Below are 17,066 nucleotides of genomic sequence, written 5' to 3' on the forward strand. Positions count from 1 at the left end.
GGGTTTGCCTGGTTAAAAGAGGTGAATAGCCAATCATTACAGGCATCTATCAGAAACTTGGATACTGCTTACAAGAATTTATTAACAAGCAGAATAGGTTCCCAAGACTTAAATCAAAGTACGGTAAGCAAAGGGAGCGAAAAATCTAAAGTCAGGTTTCCATCTACTTTTACTACAGCATACCCAAAAGCTACTCTTGAGATTATCACACCAAAGAATATTGAGGGGGGGATAGAATTTGAGCTATAGATTTTCACACCACGACTGACAGCCTGTCACCCTTAAAAGCCAAATAATTAATTGTCATTTGGCTTTTAAGGGTTTTATGTTTCACTATTCCAACAACATTGTACGAATCAGCGAAATATCCTCTTTCGGTACGAAGGTTGTTTAAAATGTGTCAGGTTAAATAGTTAAACCTGTATTTATCAAGTTTTCAACATTTAAAAACTGTAATTCAATTCTGATTTGTTCTTATTTCTGACAGTCCATAAGGGAAAGTCGGGTTAGGAAAAAATCAATTTATTATAAAAATAACAAAAATGTCTAAGCAAAGAATTCTCATCAAATATGGTGGGAATGCGATGATCAACCCCCGGTTGCAACAGGAAATTGCGACACAGATTTTGAAACTTCAAGAAGTGGGAATTGAAGTTATCATGGTGCACGGAGGTGGGCCGTTTATCAATAAAGCACTAGAAAAAGCAGCCATCAAATCGCAATTTGTAGATGGCCTCAGGGTCACAGAAGCAATAGCTTTTGCAGAAATCCAAAAAGCACTGGTCGGAGAAGTGAATGCCAACTTAATATCCGTGCTTAATCAAAATAAATTAAAGGCCATCGGTCTATCCGGGAAGGATGCAGGGATGGTTCAGGCAAAAAAGTATCTTCACAAACAAGCTGATGGAAGTAGTGTTGATCTAGGTTTGGTAGGAGACATTACGACTATAGATAATCGACTGATCAATTTGCTTTGCGAAGCAGGATATGTGCCTGTGGTCGCATGTGTGGCTGATGGAGCAGACGGAACTTCTTATAATATCAATGCTGACACTTTTGCAGGGAAACTTGCAGCGGCAGTGAATGCCGACCAGCTCATCGTATTGACAGATGTAGATGGCCTTTTTCTCAATTATCCAGATCCTGATTCGATTATTCACGAGCTTAATGAAAGCTCCGTCAAAGGACACATGGATACCACAATTCAAGGAGGGATGATCCCGAAAATCCAGTCCTGTATGCTGGCGTTGAATGAAGGAGTCAAAAAAGCAATCATCCTCAATGGTACAAAACCAGCGCAGATTTCTGAATACGTAATCGAAAACAAAAAAATTGGAACCACTTTGACTTTATAAAAACTATGACAAATCAAGATTTATATACCAAAGACAAAGAGAATTACCTTCCGACTTTTAACCGCTTTCCTTTAGCCTTTATCAAAGGCAAAGGAAGCAGACTCTGGGATGCGGATGGTAAGGAATACATAGATTTATTGGCTGGAATTGCCGTAAACAATGTTGGACACTGCCATCCAAAAGTTGTAAAGGCGCTTCAGGAGCAAGCTGCTCAGTTAATGCATATTTCCAATTTCTTCGTAAGTCCTCAACAGGTGGCACTAAGTGAATTGCTGGTGAAAATCTCTGGTTTAGACCGGGTTTTCCTAACCAATAGCGGTGCTGAATCTGTGGAAGGAGCGATTAAGATTGCCCGACGCTATGCTCATAAACATGGTAAAGGAGGAAAAATTATTTCTATGCACAATTCATTTCACGGAAGGACTTTGGCCACTATAGCAACAGGTCAGGAGAAATATCAGCAGGGATTTGGCCCTATACCAACAGGATTTGCCCAAGTTCCTTTTAATGACCTTACGGCGGTGCAAACTGCAATTGACGAGGATACGGCAGCGGTGATCGTGGAGCCGATCCAAGGGGAAGGAGGAATAGTTCCTGCAGAAAAGGCTTATTTGGAAGGGCTGAGAAAGCTTTGTGACGAGAAAAGTGTTTTGTTGATTTTTGATGAAATACAATGTGGCATTGGCCGTACTGGAAAATGGTTTGCAAAAGATCATTTCGGAGTGCAGCCTGATATTATGACGTTGGCCAAAGGCCTGGGTGGCGGAGCACCGATCGGCGCTGTGCTTTGCAATGAAAAAGTGGCCAGCGCTATTGAGTTTGGTGATCACGGAACGACTTTCGGCGGAAATCCGCTGGTGGCAGCATCGGCGATAGCGACTATTGAAGTAATCAATGAGGAGCAACTCTGCAAAAGAGCAACCGAAACAAGCGAGTGGCTGAGAGGTAAATTGGCAGAGCTGATACTAAAGCATGATGAACTAGAATCCGTAAGAGGCATGGGGTTGATGCTTGGGATAAAAATGAAATCTGAAGCCAAGCCTATTGTATTGCGTTTGCTGGAAGAAGGAATCGTGGCAAATGCAACTGCGGTAAATATTCTGAGACTGGTGCCAGCACTGAATATCAGCAGAGACGAGTTGAATATTTTCCTCGAAAAGCTTGATGAAATCTTGATAGAAACCAAAGTGACCGCCTGATATGAGCAATCAAAAAATAAAAGTAGCCATAGTCGGGGCCTCTGGATTTACAGGTTCTGAATTGGCAAGATTACTTCTCAATCACGAAGAAGTTTCGATAGAAATGATTACTTCTGAGTCGCATGTAGGCAAGCCGTTTTCGGAGTTGCATCCGCAGTTTTTTGATAGGCTGGACATTCCCTTAGTGAGTGCGGATGAAGTGGAGAAGATAAAACCAGCAGTTATTTTCTTGGCTCTTCCACATGGGGTTTCCATGGATTTTGTAGCTAAATGGAAGGATACTGGAGCGAAAATCATCGATTTGTCAGGTGATTTTAGGCTTTCTTCAAAGGAAGTCTATGAAGAATGGTATGACAAAAAGCATTCGTATCCTGAAGGATTTGAAACGGCTATTTATGGGTTACCAGAGCTTTTTGCTGAGCAAATCAAGAAAGCAACTTTAGTTGCAAATCCAGGATGCTATCCTACTGCTTCTATTTTAAGTATGGCACCGCTTTTTGCTAAGCGGCTCGTGCAAGAGAAGTCTTTGATTATAGATGCGAAGTCAGGACTGACTGGAGCAGGCATAAAAGCCAATGCCACAACTCATTTTTCCAATGTAAATGAGAATTTCAAAGCATATGGAATAGCGGGACATCGGCATACCATTGAGATAGAGGAGCAACTTGGTGCTTTGACAGGAAGCCAGGCGATAGTTCAGTTTACCCCGCATCTACTTCCTGTGGACAGGGGGATTTTGGTGACTGCTTATGCCAAGGTAAACCAAGATATGAATCAGGAGAAATTGACTCAGATCTATAAGGATTTTTATCAGAACAAGCCTTTTGTCAGGTTAAGAAATCAAGCTCCGGGAATCAAGGATGTACGCGGAAGTCATTTCTGTGATGTTTTCCCGGTGTGGGATGAAAGGACGGAACGTGTGATTGTGATCTCTGTAATAGATAACTTGCTCAAAGGCGCGGCAAGTCAGGCGGTTCACAATATGAACTTAATGTTCGGTTTGACCGAATCGGAAGGGTTAAGCCAAGTGCCATTAAAACCATAATTAGAAAAAAATGATTAAAAATATTACAAACGTCCGCGGCATCAAATGCTGGGGTGCACATACAGGGGTGAAGTCCATGAAAAGGGATTTGGCCATAATATACTCAGAAGTACCAGCGGCGGCAGCGGGTACATTGACCCAAAATAAAGTGCGTGCCGAGCCGATCAAAATCTCAGAAAGGAATCTTGCTAACAATAGAGCGCAGGTCATTATCTGCAACGCGGGAAATGCGAATGCGTGTACAGGAGATCAAGGCAAAGAGGGCGCTGAAGCGATGGTGAGAACGACCGCGCAGATGTTGGAAATCGCTGAAGATGATGTCATTGTAGCTTCTACTGGTATTATAGGAGTGGAGTTTCCCACAGAAGATGTAGTTGAAGGGTTGAAAGTAAATATTCCCAAGCTAAGTAACGAACTGAAGGCTGGATCATTCGTTGCCAATGCTATTTTGACGACTGACACGTTTGCAAAAGAAGGATTCGTAGAATTTGAGTATGAAGGAGTCAAGGTGAATATGGGTGGAGTGGCCAAAGGCTCAGGAATGATCCATCCAAATATGGCAACCATGCTGGCTTTTGTAGTGACTGATTTCCACATTGATGAGAAATTGTTGCAGGAAGCAGTTAGTTACTGTGTGGATCGTTCATTTAATATGATCACTGTAGATGGTGATACTTCTACCAACGATATGGTGGCCGTGATGGCAAATGGATTGGCTGGAAATAGGAAAGTCAATAGCAAAGAAGATCCTGGGTACGAGGTGTTTCTGGAAAAGCTTTTGGAGATCTTGACTCATCTGGCGAAACTGATCGTTTCGGATGGAGAGGGAGCTTCTAAATTTATAGAATATAAAGTGACCAATGCGCGCACTGAAGCCATCGCCAGAACGCTTGTTCGTGCGATATCGGATTCTACCTTGGTGAAAACAGCCATGTTTGGACGTGATCCCAACTGGGGAAGGATCATTGCTGCGGCCGGAAACGCCGGAGTGCCATTTAACTATAGAAAAGTAAACTTATTTATCGGGGACCAAAATCATTTGGTGCAGGTTCTTGATAAGGGAAATCCTGTGGAATTTGAGAAATCCTACATGAAAAAACTTCTTCGGGAGTCTCATATTAAGGTATTACTCGAACTGAACACCGGCGAGGAAGAAGGCGTAGGTTGGGGGTCTGATCTGACGACGGATTACGTGATGTTCAATTCGGTTTATACGACCTAGCCGACTTGGTTTTTATGTCAAATTATTATCCTGCTTCTCTTGAAGCAGGATTTTTTTTATCCCGATAAATTTATTTTCTGGCTACAACCAATACTATGAAACTGAAATCAATCTATCTTCCCAAAAAACTCCTCCAGATCCAGTTCAAAACCTACAATTACTTCTGATGTAATGATGTCACCGTGTGAAAAAAGTCGGGAAGGCTGATACTTTCCGTCAATCAGTTTATAGATGAGCAACGTTTCTTCGTAAGGATGAATAATCCAATATTCCTGGACAGCGGATTCCTCATAAACTTCATATTTGCTGCTTAGCTCTTTCTTATTATTTCCAGGAGAAAGTACTTCAACAATTAGGTCCGGGGCTCCAACACATCCGGCATCATCCAATTTTGACCGGTCACAAACTACACAGATATCCGGCTGAACTACCGTAAAGATTTCTTCATTCCTTCTTGACTTTACTGGCAATCGCACGTCAAAAGGGGCAATGAATGCTTCACATGATTTACTATCAAGGAAATTTAAAAGTTTTGCTCCTAGTTGTAAAACAATTTGTTGATGCTTTCTTTTAGGAGCTGCAGCTGCAGACCGAAATACCTTTCCCTTGATGAGTTCGACCATTTCATCGATCTCCCAAGTCAGATAATCCGCATAAGAATATTTTCCATATTCTGTAAATGGCTCTTTTACAAGGGGTTTGTCTTCATGATCCATGCTGGTAATTTACTGAAATTGCGCAGGAAAAATATATAAAGTCGTTTGAGATTTTCAAAATTCAACCGGCTCACATGTATCGGTCAACTTCAAAACCCTTCAGTTCCAAAGCTGTATCCTTTTGCTGATGCAATTCACTGATGATTTTACCTGAGGCGGGAGCTAGGCTGATGCCCATCATAGAATGCCCGCTATTTACCAGCAGGTTGGAATATCCCGGGGCAAAACCAATGTAAGGAAGCCCATCAGGGGAGCACGGTCTCAGACCTTTCCAGATTTCGGTTTCTTGTGGGAATTTCGCTTCAAAATCAGGATAATATCTGTTGATTGCTTCAAAAATCCCTTTTACCCGATTCAGGTTTATTTTTTGGTTTGTACCGGCGATTTCCATGGTTCCTCCGAAGCGGATTTGCCTGCCATATGGACTCACGGCAACTTTCATTTCAGTCAAAATCGATGATTGTTTGATTTCAGGCTTATTTTCCTGTAAAAAGGAATATCCTTTTCCACCCATCATCGGAAGATTGAAGCCCAATAGACTTGCCAATTCCCCTGACCAAGAACCCCCGCATAGAATTACTTTGTCTACGTCAATTTTTCCAGCATCAGTAATCGCAGCATTCACCTTCTCTCCTTTTTTTTCAAATCCCATCACCTTCGTATTGGGAAGGAACTTTACACCTTTGTCTTCCAAATAGCTTTTTAGAAAACCATATAACTTCCCCGGATCCAAATGTGCATCACCTGGAAAGCGAACTGCGCCACGTGCTTTCACTTCCAGGTTTGGCTCAAAGGTGCGGATATCATCAGCATTCAGAACATCCGCCTGCAAGCCGTTTGCATTGGCGAGACGGGCAAATTCAATTTCTTCTTTTTCAACTGCTTCAGTCTGGTAGATCATCATCAATCCCTTTTCCTGCAGTCCGATCGCAGATTCAGGATGTTCATCCCTGAATTCCTGGTACAATGCTTTACTGAGTAAACTCAGATTCTTTAATATTGGAACACTTCGCTGTACATGAGTAGGGTTGGCAGCTTTATAGAATTGATAACACCATTTTATAAGTTTGGCATCTACTCGAGGATGGATATAAAATGGGCTTTTCGAAGAGAACATCCAAGAAATTCCCTTGCTGATCATGCCTGGAGCAGCCAAAGGGATAATGTGGCTGGGTACAATCATTCCTGCATTGCCCGTGGAGCAATTTACCAGCATATCACCTTGATCGATTACCTGTACTTCTATTCCTTCTTTCTGAAGGAAGTATGCGGAAAATAAGCCTATTACTCCTCCGCCGATGATGAGAGTTGGTTTCATTTTTAAGAATCAAGATTTTAGCGCCTAAAGACAAGATATAGAGGAAGAACATACTTGGTTCTTGACTCTTTGCTCTTTCTTCTTAGATGACTTGGAATCCATGTACATATGGGTCATCCTCATCAAGGATTATAGTGTTATAGCCATAGACTTTTGCCCAGCCTTCTATACTTGGAATAATTGCAGGACGGCCGGCAATCTCTGCCTCTTCCTCAATTCTTCCTATGAATTTGGAGCCTATAAAGCTTTCGTGAACAAAATCTTGGCCTGGTTTCAAAAGACCTTTGGCATACCATTGCGCCAGCCTGGCAGAAGTTCCAGTACCACATGGTGAACGGTCAATAGCCTTATCACCGTAGAATACTGCATTTCTTGCAGTACTGGTGGGATCCAAAGTTTTGCCCGTCCAAAGTATATGAGAAAGTCCTTTGATAGCGGGATGCTCCGGATGCACAAATTCAAATTTCTCGTTCATCTTCTTGCGAAGAGAACGAGCCATAGAGATTAATTGCTCCGCTTTGAAATGTTCCAATCCGGGGAAATTCTTCTGAGGATCTACAATACAATAGAAGTTCCCACCGTAGGAAACGTCCACCGTCAAAATCCCCAACTCCTCAAATTCGATTTCCAAACCTTCAGCTGCCAGAAAACTTTTGACATTCGTCAGCTTTACGGATTTGACCTTTTTTCCTTCTTGTTTGTATTCTACCAATACTAAGCCGGCTGGAGTTTCCAGTCTGAGTTTTCCGGGGATTTTTGGATAGATCAATCCCTCCTCAATAGCGATGGTCACCGTGCCAATCGTACCATGGCCACACATTGGCAAACATCCGCTGGTCTCGATAAAGAGTACCGCAACGTCATTTTCAGGATTGTGCGGGGGGAAAAGCAGGGAGCCAGACATCATGTCGTGACCCCGGGGTTCAAACATTAACCCCGTCCTGATCCAATCAAAATTTTCTAAGAAATATTGGCGCTTTTCAAGCATATTTTTTCCTTGCAAGAAGGGAACTCCGCCAGAAACCACCCGCACAGGATTGCCGCACGTATGTGCATCGATGCAGGAGAAAGTGTGTCTTGTTGACATGAACTAATTTAAAATTGGAATTACTTGTCCGTCGTGGTGGATTGAACTATTGGAAAATTAAGTTTTAGAGTTGCAAGGTGGTAAGATTTGAAAGTGGCTAAGCACTCACATTTAGCATTGAAAGATGGAGTTCAGCATATCTTAAATTACAAATCTGAAACCTATATTCACTTAATTTTCTCTACAGTAAACTTTCCATTTACCTGTCTGACAATATTCAATGGGTTTTCATTTTTCAACGCATCTGGAAGCAGGTCTGAAGGCATATCCTGAAAGGCTATCGGGCGTGCAAACCGTTTGATAGCTGCTGCACCCACAGAGGTAGACCTAGAATCTGTAGTCGATGGGTAAGGGCCGCCATGCTGCATAGCATAGCCAACTTCCACGCCTGTGGGAACACCGGAAAAGAGCAATCTTCCGCATTTTTCCTCCAAGACATTGATCAGGGCAGCATTTTGCTTAAGCTCCGGAATATCTCCCCAAATTGTGATTGTCAATTGGCCATGAAGTTTTTTGGCAGCTTCCATCAATTCATTGGGAGAGTCATAAACCACCATCAAAGCAAATGCGCCGAAAACTTCTTTTTGAAACACATCATCCACAAGCCAGTCAGCAACTTTGATTTCTGCCAAAGCTGGGCTACCGTTGATCAAATGTTTAGGGTCAGCTACTTTTATCCACTTGAGTTCGTTACGGCTCTGATAGTATTCTATAGAGTCATAATAGGCTTTTGTAATGCCGGGGTGTAGCATCGGCGAGCCGGAGATATCCTTGATTTCTTGCGCCATAGCAGCTTCAAATGCGGTGGCATGCGTGCTTGGCACGAATATCAAGCCTGGATTGGTACAGAACTGTCCAGAGCCAAGGGTAAGGGAGTTTACGTAGGATTGGGCAAGAGGAACCAGCTCATTTTCAAGTTTTTCCGGAAAAGTGAACACAGGGTTCACAGATCCCATTTCTGCATATACAGGAATTGGCTCATCTCGCTTGCTAGCCAGATCGAAAAGCGCTTTTCCTCCAATATGAGAGCCTGTGAATGCAACGGCTTTCGCCAAAGGATGCTGCACCAGTGCCTGGCCGATTTCGATACCGCCTTCTACATGGATGAAAACTCCTTCCGGTAAATGAGCGCTGATTGCAGCTTTATGAATGCATTCTGCGACTAGTTTTGAAGTCTCCGGGTGAGCTGGATGGCCTTTGTATACAACGGGGCAACCTGCTGCCAGGGCTGAAATGGTATCACCGCCGGCTGTAGAAAAAGCCAGAGGGAAATTGCTCGCACCAAATACAACCACAGGGCCTATAGGTGTGAGCATTTTTCGAATATCTGCTTTTGGCATCGGTTCCCGGTTTCTATCTCCTGGGTCTATCGTTGCTTCCAGCCAGCTTCCCTCTCTCACCATAGTGGCGAAAAGCTTGATTTGGCCTGTGGTTCTTCCAAGCTCTCCGTTGATTCTACCTTCCGGAAGGTTGGATTCCTTCACCGCTACAGGTACTATGGCAGATCGATTTGCTTCCAAGATCTCCGCGATGGTATCTAAGAAGTCTGCTTTTTGATTTGCAGGTAGGTTTTTGTACTGTAGGAAAGCCTCGTGTGCTGCATTGAAAATTTGATCGATCATAGGATTGTAGGTTTAAAAGGTTAATAGTTTGAAGATAGGAAAAAGGTGCAAGACAAATGCCATTTGCCTAAGGCTTTATAGCTGGGGTCTGTTGGCAATTCCGTCAGTAATGATTTTCTCAATGCGCGTGCGCTCTTCCCCGACCAAAGTCAGTCTTGGGGCTCTCACGTGCTCGCTTCCGATACCGCAATGTTGTTCGGCAAGTTTGATATACTGAACCAGCTTTGGATGGATGTCCAGTTCCAAAAGCGGTAGGAACCAGCGATAGATTTCTCTTGCTTCTTCGTTTTTTCCTTCGTTTACCAAGTTGAAAATCGTAACCGTTTCCTTCGGGAAAGCACATACCAAACCCGCTACCCAGCCATCTGCTCCCATGACCAATTCTTCCATGGCTAATGTGTCTACACCGCAAAGCAACTTGAAACGATCACCAAACCTATTCCTCATACGGGTCACGTTGGAAATGTCTCTTGTGGATTCTTTGATAGCCTGGATGTTTTCACATGCTGCCAATTCAGCAAACATATCAATTGTCACCAAAGTTTTGTAATCCACTGGATTATTATAGATCATAATCGGAAGATCGGTGCTGTTTGCAACAGCTTTGAAGTAAGCTACCACTTCTCTCGCATCAGCGGCGTACCTCATAGGTGGAAGAATCATCAAGCCGGCAGCTCCTAATTCTTTGGCCTTGGCGGCCCAAAACAGTGCATCCTGAGTAGCACCTTCGGCAATGTTCAAGATTACAGGCACTTTCCCGTCAAGATAGTTAACAGTTTCTCTTGTCAATTTGATTTTTTCCTCTTGGGATAGTACAGAGCTTTCGCCGAGCGTACCCCCTAGAATAATCCCGTGTACACCGGATTCTAGTTGGAAGTCAATGTTTTTGAAAAATAGCTCCATATCCAAGCTTCCATCGGCATGGAATTTAGTCGTCACAGCGGGGAATACACCTTTCCAGTTCATATCGTTTTTTCTTTCAAAATTAGTTTATGCGTGAACCGTAAGAAAGTTTTCTTTTAGTAAATAATGACTCTATTTTGACAAAAAAATGACTATAATTGGATAATAATCGTAATCCAAGCCTATTTTATCCTATGAGCAAAGTAATTTCCTTTCAGATACCCAAATCTGAAAAAACGTTTATTCAATACCAAGAAGATAGAGGGAAGCACTTTTATGATAAGCTTCATCAGCATCCACAAGCTCAGCTAACCTTGATCCTGGAAGGTAGAGGTCAATTTCTTGTGGGTGACTACGTAGGCCGATTTGAGCCGGGAGAAGTTTTCTTATTAGGGGAAAGCATACCTCATGTCTTTCGTAGTGATGGGGATTACTTTAAGAATGAGAGTGAGCTAACCGTGGCAGGAAATACAATATTTTTTGATTTTCAGGCATTGGGAAGCGCATTAAAAGAGGTGGAGGAGTTTCACGAGCTGGTCAAGATCAGTGAAAAAATCAATGGATGTTTTCAGTTGAAAGGAGATATACGAGCGAAAATTACCCGGTTGATCAATGGGTTTGGAGATGTCTCTGGGATAAATAAACTTCAGCAAAGTTTGGCAATTTTGAGTTTGCTGGATTTTACTTCAGAAGATGTGCAGCCTCTCAACAAGGTGCCTGTTCATCGGACAATGACCGAACGGGACGGGAGAAGAATGGATCAGGTGATGAGATTTATCCTTGATAATAGTACCAGACAGATCACTCTGGAGGAAGTGGCTGAGCAGGCGTATATGAGTAAAGAAGCATTTTGTAGGTTTTTCAAATTGCGGACGAGAAGGACTTTTACGCAGTATGTACAGCAATTGAGAATCACAGAAGCGAAGAAGTTGCTGCTGGAGACTGATATGGGTATTTCGGGGATTTCCTATCAAGTGGGTTTTCAAACATTGTCACATTTCAACAAAACTTTTAAAAATCTCACGGGGATGACTCCAAAAGAATGGAGAAAATTGGAGTAGATGATATCCTGGTTGGCGCTATTGAGAAAGATTTTCCCCAAAATCGGGTAATCCGATGTAGTTGTTTAATTCTCATTTTGCCACCCTAAACTATATAAAAAGCTATAAATGGGCTATAGCTAGGTGGTTAAGGAGTCATTTAATTGCTAAAATTCTTGATGGCATTGGGTTTGGCTATACAGTCGAAAACAAAGACAATTATGAAAAAATTACTCTTATCGTTTTCCTTCATGGTAGCAGTTTTTGCAGTTTATGCTCAGACAGAGCGCGATTTAGAAGATATCAACGAAGACAATTCTTGGCTGAAGCTAGGACTTAACATGGGAGTTCCTATAGGAGATATAGGGGATTATTCTTCATTTGCTTTTGGGTTGGATGCAGCGGGTCAATTTATGCGAACTGACAATTTTGGCCTTGGCGTAGTTACAGGCTATACTCAATATTTTGCAAAAGACGACCTGCCGGGTACAGAGAATTTTGGTGCTATTCCACTAGGTTTAATGTTTAGATATTATCCTGAGCCATCTGGATTCTTTGCAGGAACTGATGTAGGATATACTTTTTTGACTAACGGATTCCCAAGTGATGGTGGCTTTTATATACGTCCGCAGGTAGGTTATCATAACTATGACTGGAATATCTTCGCTTTTTATAATCAAATTTTCACCTCCGATCCAACTGCTGATATTCAGTCAATTGGTGTGGCGGCAACATATAATATTAGATTCAAATAAATATTAAAATATCATGAAATCGAGCATGACTCAAGGCACAAACTAAGATAATTATAATGCATGCAAGATTCCATACGGCCTTTAAATGATAAAATATAAACAGATGAACAAATGAAAGACCAATTGAAAAAGTATTCGGGAAGCGTGTTCTTATTTCTTATCTCCATGATCTTTTCAGTCACTGCATTTGCCCAGGACGGAGGGTTAGATATAGATGTTGACTTAGGCAAACCGGAATGGTATGAGCAGCCTTGGGTATGGGTAGTAGGAGGAGCTGTGTTTATTTTGATTCTGGTAGCAATACTCAGAAAGAGGAAATAACAAGTTTGCGCATAGTGAAAAGGTCATCTCGGTCGGGATGACCTTTTTCTGCTTATTCCCCTAAATATTATTCACATATGGACATAATTATAGGGCATCCAGCATCATTGCCCTAGAGTCACTGGGAGGTCAGGGGTATATTTTACCGCTGATCAAAGATTTCTATCCGGGTATATAATGAAGCATCTCTTTTGAGTATTTATATGCAAATGGATTTAATTTAAGGTTTCACTTTCATCATCCTTATGAAAAAAATCTACCTGCCACTGATTTTTTGTTTAATCTCTACGCTGGGCTTTTCAACCGAGTTAGTCCAGACGATTCAAGCCTACCAAGCCGATTACGGTGCTTTGAGGAGGTTATATTCTAATCCACTTTCAGATGAGTATTTTTCCAGAATCCTGGAATTCAACCGTGAATATTTGTCTGTTTTGGGCAAAGTAAATTATGATTCCCTCTCCGAAGACGGTAAAATTGACTATGTCCTTTTTCGGAATTTTCTCGAAAAAGAGCTTGCTGAATTGTCTATAGAAAAGGAATCCTTTGATGAAGTTTCGGGAGTTTTGGCTTTTGCCGAACCTCTGAAAGAATTTTCTCAGGGAAGGCGCAGAGCTAAAAAGCCTGAACCTCAAGTGCTCGCAGCTACTTGGAATGAAGTGGCAAAACAAGTGGAGGACCAGCTGAAGAACCTCGCCTCAAGTCCAAAGTATACTAGTTGGCAGAAAGCTGATTTGGCAGCAAGTGCTGTGGAATCGATAGCTAAAGTGACCAGGGAGGCTTATTCTTACTATTTTGATTACGATCCCATGTTTACGTGGTGGATGCCTGAGCCTTGGAAGAAGCTCGACGAGAGCATGAAAGCATATGCGGAAGGGTTACGTGAACACTATGCAAATTCAGTGAAAGATGACGGAAGTGGAATTATAGGAAGGCCGATCGGGAGAGATGCCCTGGAAAAGCAATTGGCTTTTGAGATGATCGCTTATAGTCCAGAGGAATTGATTGCAGAAGCGGAGAAGCAATTTGCTTGGTGCGAGAAAGAAATGCTAAAAGCTTCCAACGAATTGGGGTTTGGTGATGATTGGAAAGCTGCGTTGGAAATGGTGAAAGAATCCTATTTGCCGGCAGGAGAGTGGCCAACCGAAGTGATCCGCTTGGCGGAAGAAGCTACTGATTACGTAGAATCTAATGATCTTATCACGGTATCTGCGTTGGCAAAAGAAACTTGGCGGACAGTCATGATCTCAGCGGAGCGCCAGCGGGTAAGTCCATTTTTTCTGGGAGGAGAATCGATCCAGATTTCGTATCCTACATCTGAGATGAGCCATGAGGACAAAATGATGAGTATGCGCGGGAACAATCCACATTTTTCACGTGCGACAGTTCATCATGAACTGATTCCGGGACATCATTTGCAGCAGTTTATGAACCAGCGTAACATGACTCATCGACGTATGTTTGGAACTCCATTTTGGACGGAAGGATGGGCGTTATACTGGGAGTTTATCCTGTGGGACAAAGATTTCCCCAGAGATGCCAAGGATAAAGTCGGGATGCTTTTCTGGAGAATGCACCGCTGTGCACGGATCATTTTTTCGTTGAATTATCACCTGGAGAAGATGACCCCTCAAGAATGTATTGATTTATTGGTGGATAAAGTCGGCCATGAGCGGGCAAATGCGGAAGCGGAAGTGCGAAGATCATTTGAAGGTGGATATGGACCTTTGTACCAAATAGCCTACATGATCGGTGCCTTGGAATTTTACTCTTTGAGAGATGAAATGGTCAACTCAGGTAAACTGAGTGAGAAAGAATACCATGATCTGATCATGAGCCAGAATGCCATGCCTGTGGAAATATTGAGAGCTAAAGTCACTGGCCAGCCACTCAAGAAGGATCACAAAGCGAGTTGGAGGTTTTTGAATTGAAGAAGCTCCTCCTAACTCAACTGTATCTCTTTGCCATACTTTTGTGCTCAGCGACTAAATCAAAAAAGGAGTCCGAACCGCGGACTCCTTTTCCTATTGAAACCATTAACAGTATTACTTTTTAAGGTCTTTTTTCAACTTTATGATGATTACGCCATTTTTTCCTTTTTCACCATAGAGGTCGACTGCAGATTTGTCTTTTAGCACATTAATGCTCTCAATATCATCAGGATTAATGCTATTGAATTCTTTTATCTCTTTATTGCCATCTTCTGTATCAAGGATATAAAGGGGAGCATTTTCCTGACTTGAACCCAAGGACTGAACGATTACTTTTGGACTGGAAGAGGAGCTAACTCCTGGGGTTCCGACAAGTGGCTTCCCTTTCATGACCAATTTGCCTCCTGAAGTAGAGCTGACTGAGTTTACGCCATATCCGGTAATACTTATACCGTTTACAGTTTGAACCCTAGGTGTCTGTAGGATTTCCTGCTGCTCGAAGCTTAGTTCATTTTTGATTGCCACCATGGTGCTCAGCTGCTGTTTTTTCAGTGAGTTTTCTAAGGCCAGTACCTTGTCCATTTGTTTTTGGACGGCAACTTGATCGATTTTTGTTTCGTCAAGAAGCACTTTAAGCTTTTTGGTTTCATCGTCTAAATCCCACTTCATGGTGCTGAATTTGCCTGCATTTTCACTGTGGATTTTTTTGATTTTGGTAGCCTGTGCCTCGCTGAGATCAAGTTCATCTCTCAGTTCCATCACCCGATCGGCAGAGAAGAGATTCTTTTGGAAGAGGTCTTGATTCTGTCCCACAGTAGCTACCAATTGTCCGTTGGCAACGGTGGCGCTGAGGGCCAAAAAGAGAATAAGTAAGTATTTCATAGTAGTTTTTCTTTTAATATTCTGTCAATAATGAAGCAGTAGGCGATTCCCATGTATCAAGGAAAGTGCGCTCTTCGATGGTGAAATGTTGATTGTGATTCCCGTCCTGCTGCAAGGTGATGATCACCACCTCTGGGGATGCGGGTTTTATGGGCTCAGGTTTTTGAATGAATAGAAAGGCAAAGACCATAGAAGCAGCTATTCCCGCAGGAATCCAAAAACCGAATTTCCTTGTTTTGACTTCTGGAAAAACCGGGATATCCAATTGTTCATCCTGCTTTTTCATCTGGTCAAAAAACCGTTCTATTTGTTCATTGTTTTCCATAGTCTTCTTGGATTTGAACTTTAGTAATTAATTCCTTGAGTTTCTTTTTTCCACGATCATAATGCGTTCTGGCGGTTCCTATACTTATTTGTAGGATTTCAGCACTTTGAGCGATGGTCATCTTATGGTAAAAAACCATCAGGATAACTTCCCGCTGCATCTCGGGTAAATGCTTGATTATTCCCTCATAATCCGTCCGGTCTACTTCCTCGTGAATATCAACCGGATCATAGGAATCTGATAGAGAAACTATCTTGCCAGCCTTTCTCAGTTCATCTATTGCGGTGTATCTAATGATGGAGAAGAGCCATGTTTTTACCTTGGATTCATCCTTCAGCTTTGCCTGTCCTTCCAAAATCTTCAAATATGTCTGCTGAAGCACATCTTTGGCCATTTCATCTTTAAAGGAACAACATTGCCTAGCCCAGAGGTATGCATCCCGATGATGGGCTTTTAAGATATGATCAAGCTGGTTGTGATTCATTTATACCGATTAGTCGGGGAAAGAATCCAATATATGACAAGGAAGTTTAAAAAGTTTTAAAGATGTAAGGTTGGAGGGTTTACAACTTCTTTACTTTACAACTTTTGAACTCTTTGATTCTTTAATCCTGAACAGGTACGCTAAAGTAAACTCTAAGTTAGTAGAGCTCATGTCAAAAATACGTTCTTGCCCCTCAGGGTTGGTGAAATCATAAGCAAACCGCACTTCTCCTGCTAAGGTACTTTTGCCAAAAAGCTTTGAAATTCCTGCACCGGCAGTGAGGCCATACATTATTTTTCGAGGATTATCACCGGCTCCTCCATAAGTCGGGATTTCAGCAGGAGTTGTATCTGAAAATTCCCGCGTGATATCTTTAGCCTGAAGCATATAGCCTAGATGTGGTCCCAATTTGATCTGAAACCTTCCGGATCTTCCCAGAAAAAAACTTGATAAAATCGGTACCTTCAGGTAGTCAAACTGCGTTTCATTAGTTCTGACCGGATCGGATTCTTCTTCGGTTTGCGAAAAACCAAGTCTGAGAAATTGAAGGTTGACTTCGATTCCTGCATTTTTGGCATTAAAATGCTCAAAAACCAAGGCAAAAGTTGGAGCCCCAATCCCATCTACAGAAGTGCCCCGGTTGCTTGGGGAAGGTCGATAAGAATAGCTAGAGGTTGCATAGCCACCACGGATTCCGACACTGGTCTGAGCCAAAGTTGCAAAAGATATCAGAATGAAAATAACCGTGAGGAAAACTCTGTTCATATCCAAAAGTAACTATTTCCCAATTTTCTCGAGGGGTTTTAATGATTTAATAGGTGTATCAAAAAAGAAGGTGTAGCTATGCTACGCAAAGAGCTCCAC

General features: G+C 42.3%; 18 protein-coding genes. 9 read left to right on the forward strand and 9 right to left on the reverse strand.

Annotation, left to right across the window (positions count from 1 at the left end):
- The 5 genes from AS141_RS27130 to argJ form a co-directional block, all read left to right on the forward strand.
- Positions 1-249: hypothetical protein (locus AS141_RS27130; protein ID WP_232424956.1), on the forward strand; the 249-nt coding region annotated here is incomplete at its 5' end.
- 293 nt (positions 250-542) lie between these two features.
- Positions 543-1,355: an acetylglutamate kinase gene (gene argB, locus AS141_RS17570; protein WP_057939005.1), complete on the forward strand. Its 813-nt coding sequence runs from the start codon at positions 543-545 to the stop codon at positions 1,353-1,355.
- 5 nt (positions 1,356-1,360) lie between these two features.
- Positions 1,361-2,554: an aspartate aminotransferase family protein gene (locus AS141_RS17575; RefSeq protein WP_057939006.1), complete on the forward strand. Its 1,194-nt coding sequence runs from the start codon at positions 1,361-1,363 to the stop codon at positions 2,552-2,554.
- 1 nt (position 2,555) lies between these two features.
- Positions 2,556-3,599: an N-acetyl-gamma-glutamyl-phosphate reductase gene (gene argC, locus AS141_RS17580; RefSeq protein ID WP_057939007.1), complete on the forward strand. Its 1,044-nt coding sequence runs from the start codon at positions 2,556-2,558 to the stop codon at positions 3,597-3,599.
- Positions 3,600-3,609: 10 nt separating this feature from the next.
- A complete protein-coding gene (argJ, locus tag AS141_RS17585) occupies positions 3,610-4,821 on the forward strand; it encodes a bifunctional glutamate N-acetyltransferase/amino-acid acetyltransferase ArgJ (protein WP_057939008.1) in 1,212 nt (403 codons plus the stop codon).
- Positions 4,822-4,928: 107 nt separating this feature from the next.
- On the opposite strand, the gene AS141_RS17590 is transcribed toward argJ, so the two are convergent.
- The 5 genes from AS141_RS17590 to AS141_RS17610 all read right to left on the reverse strand — a co-directional run bounded on the left by AS141_RS17590 (position 4,929) and on the right by AS141_RS17610 (position 10,530).
- Positions 4,929-5,537, reverse strand: a complete 609-nt coding sequence (locus AS141_RS17590) for a Uma2 family endonuclease (protein WP_057939009.1) — start codon at positions 5,535-5,537, stop codon at positions 4,929-4,931.
- 70 nt (positions 5,538-5,607) lie between these two features.
- The gene (locus tag AS141_RS17595) at positions 5,608-6,855 is read right to left on the reverse strand and encodes an NAD(P)/FAD-dependent oxidoreductase (protein ID WP_057939010.1); all 1,248 of its coding nucleotides are present in this window, start codon (positions 6,853-6,855) and stop codon (positions 5,608-5,610) included.
- Positions 6,856-6,937: 82 nt separating this feature from the next.
- Positions 6,938-7,942: a 4-hydroxyproline epimerase gene (locus tag AS141_RS17600; RefSeq protein ID WP_057939011.1), complete on the reverse strand. Its 1,005-nt coding sequence runs from the start codon at positions 7,940-7,942 to the stop codon at positions 6,938-6,940.
- A 167-nt stretch (positions 7,943-8,109) separates the two neighbouring features.
- A complete protein-coding gene (locus tag AS141_RS17605; protein ID WP_057939012.1) occupies positions 8,110-9,564 on the reverse strand; it encodes an aldehyde dehydrogenase (NADP(+)) in 1,455 nt (484 codons plus the stop codon).
- Between the two features lie 75 nt (positions 9,565-9,639).
- On the reverse strand, positions 9,640-10,530 hold the full coding sequence (locus AS141_RS17610) for a dihydrodipicolinate synthase family protein (protein ID WP_057939013.1): 891 nt from the start codon (positions 10,528-10,530) through the stop codon (positions 9,640-9,642).
- Between the two features lie 131 nt (positions 10,531-10,661).
- Between AS141_RS17610 and AS141_RS17615 the strand changes: the two genes are divergently transcribed.
- The 4 genes from AS141_RS17615 to AS141_RS17630 all read left to right on the forward strand — a co-directional run bounded on the left by AS141_RS17615 (position 10,662) and on the right by AS141_RS17630 (position 14,511).
- Positions 10,662-11,528 (forward strand): AraC family transcriptional regulator, encoded by an 867-nt coding sequence (locus AS141_RS17615; protein ID WP_057939014.1) that lies wholly within the window; start codon positions 10,662-10,664, stop codon positions 11,526-11,528.
- Positions 11,529-11,728: 200 nt separating this feature from the next.
- Positions 11,729-12,262: a hypothetical protein gene (locus AS141_RS17620; RefSeq protein WP_057939179.1), complete on the forward strand. Its 534-nt coding sequence runs from the start codon at positions 11,729-11,731 to the stop codon at positions 12,260-12,262.
- 111 nt (positions 12,263-12,373) lie between these two features.
- A complete protein-coding gene (locus AS141_RS17625; protein WP_057939015.1) occupies positions 12,374-12,583 on the forward strand; it encodes a hypothetical protein in 210 nt (69 codons plus the stop codon).
- 245 nt (positions 12,584-12,828) lie between these two features.
- Positions 12,829-14,511: a DUF885 family protein gene (locus AS141_RS17630; protein WP_057939016.1), complete on the forward strand. Its 1,683-nt coding sequence runs from the start codon at positions 12,829-12,831 to the stop codon at positions 14,509-14,511.
- 114 nt (positions 14,512-14,625) lie between these two features.
- Here the strand turns inward: AS141_RS17630 and AS141_RS17635 are convergent, their stop codons facing one another.
- The 4 genes from AS141_RS17635 to AS141_RS17650 all read right to left on the reverse strand — a co-directional run bounded on the left by AS141_RS17635 (position 14,626) and on the right by AS141_RS17650 (position 16,967).
- Positions 14,626-15,393 (reverse strand): Spy/CpxP family protein refolding chaperone, encoded by a 768-nt coding sequence (locus tag AS141_RS17635; RefSeq protein ID WP_057939017.1) that lies wholly within the window; start codon positions 15,391-15,393, stop codon positions 14,626-14,628.
- Positions 15,394-15,406: 13 nt separating this feature from the next.
- Positions 15,407-15,718: a hypothetical protein gene (locus AS141_RS17640; RefSeq protein WP_057939018.1), complete on the reverse strand. Its 312-nt coding sequence runs from the start codon at positions 15,716-15,718 to the stop codon at positions 15,407-15,409.
- Positions 15,705-16,202: an RNA polymerase sigma factor gene (locus AS141_RS17645; protein ID WP_057939019.1), complete on the reverse strand. Its 498-nt coding sequence runs from the start codon at positions 16,200-16,202 to the stop codon at positions 15,705-15,707. Before AS141_RS17645 ends, AS141_RS17640 begins: the two co-directional genes overlap by 14 nt.
- Before the next feature lie 90 nt (positions 16,203-16,292).
- A complete protein-coding gene (locus tag AS141_RS17650) occupies positions 16,293-16,967 on the reverse strand; it encodes an outer membrane beta-barrel protein (protein WP_057939020.1) in 675 nt (224 codons plus the stop codon).
- Positions 16,968-17,066 lie beyond the last annotated feature (99 nt).

It is taken from the genome of Algoriphagus resistens, assembly GCF_001442615.1.
Classification (GTDB): Bacteria; Bacteroidota; Bacteroidia; order Cytophagales; family Cyclobacteriaceae; genus Algoriphagus; species Algoriphagus resistens.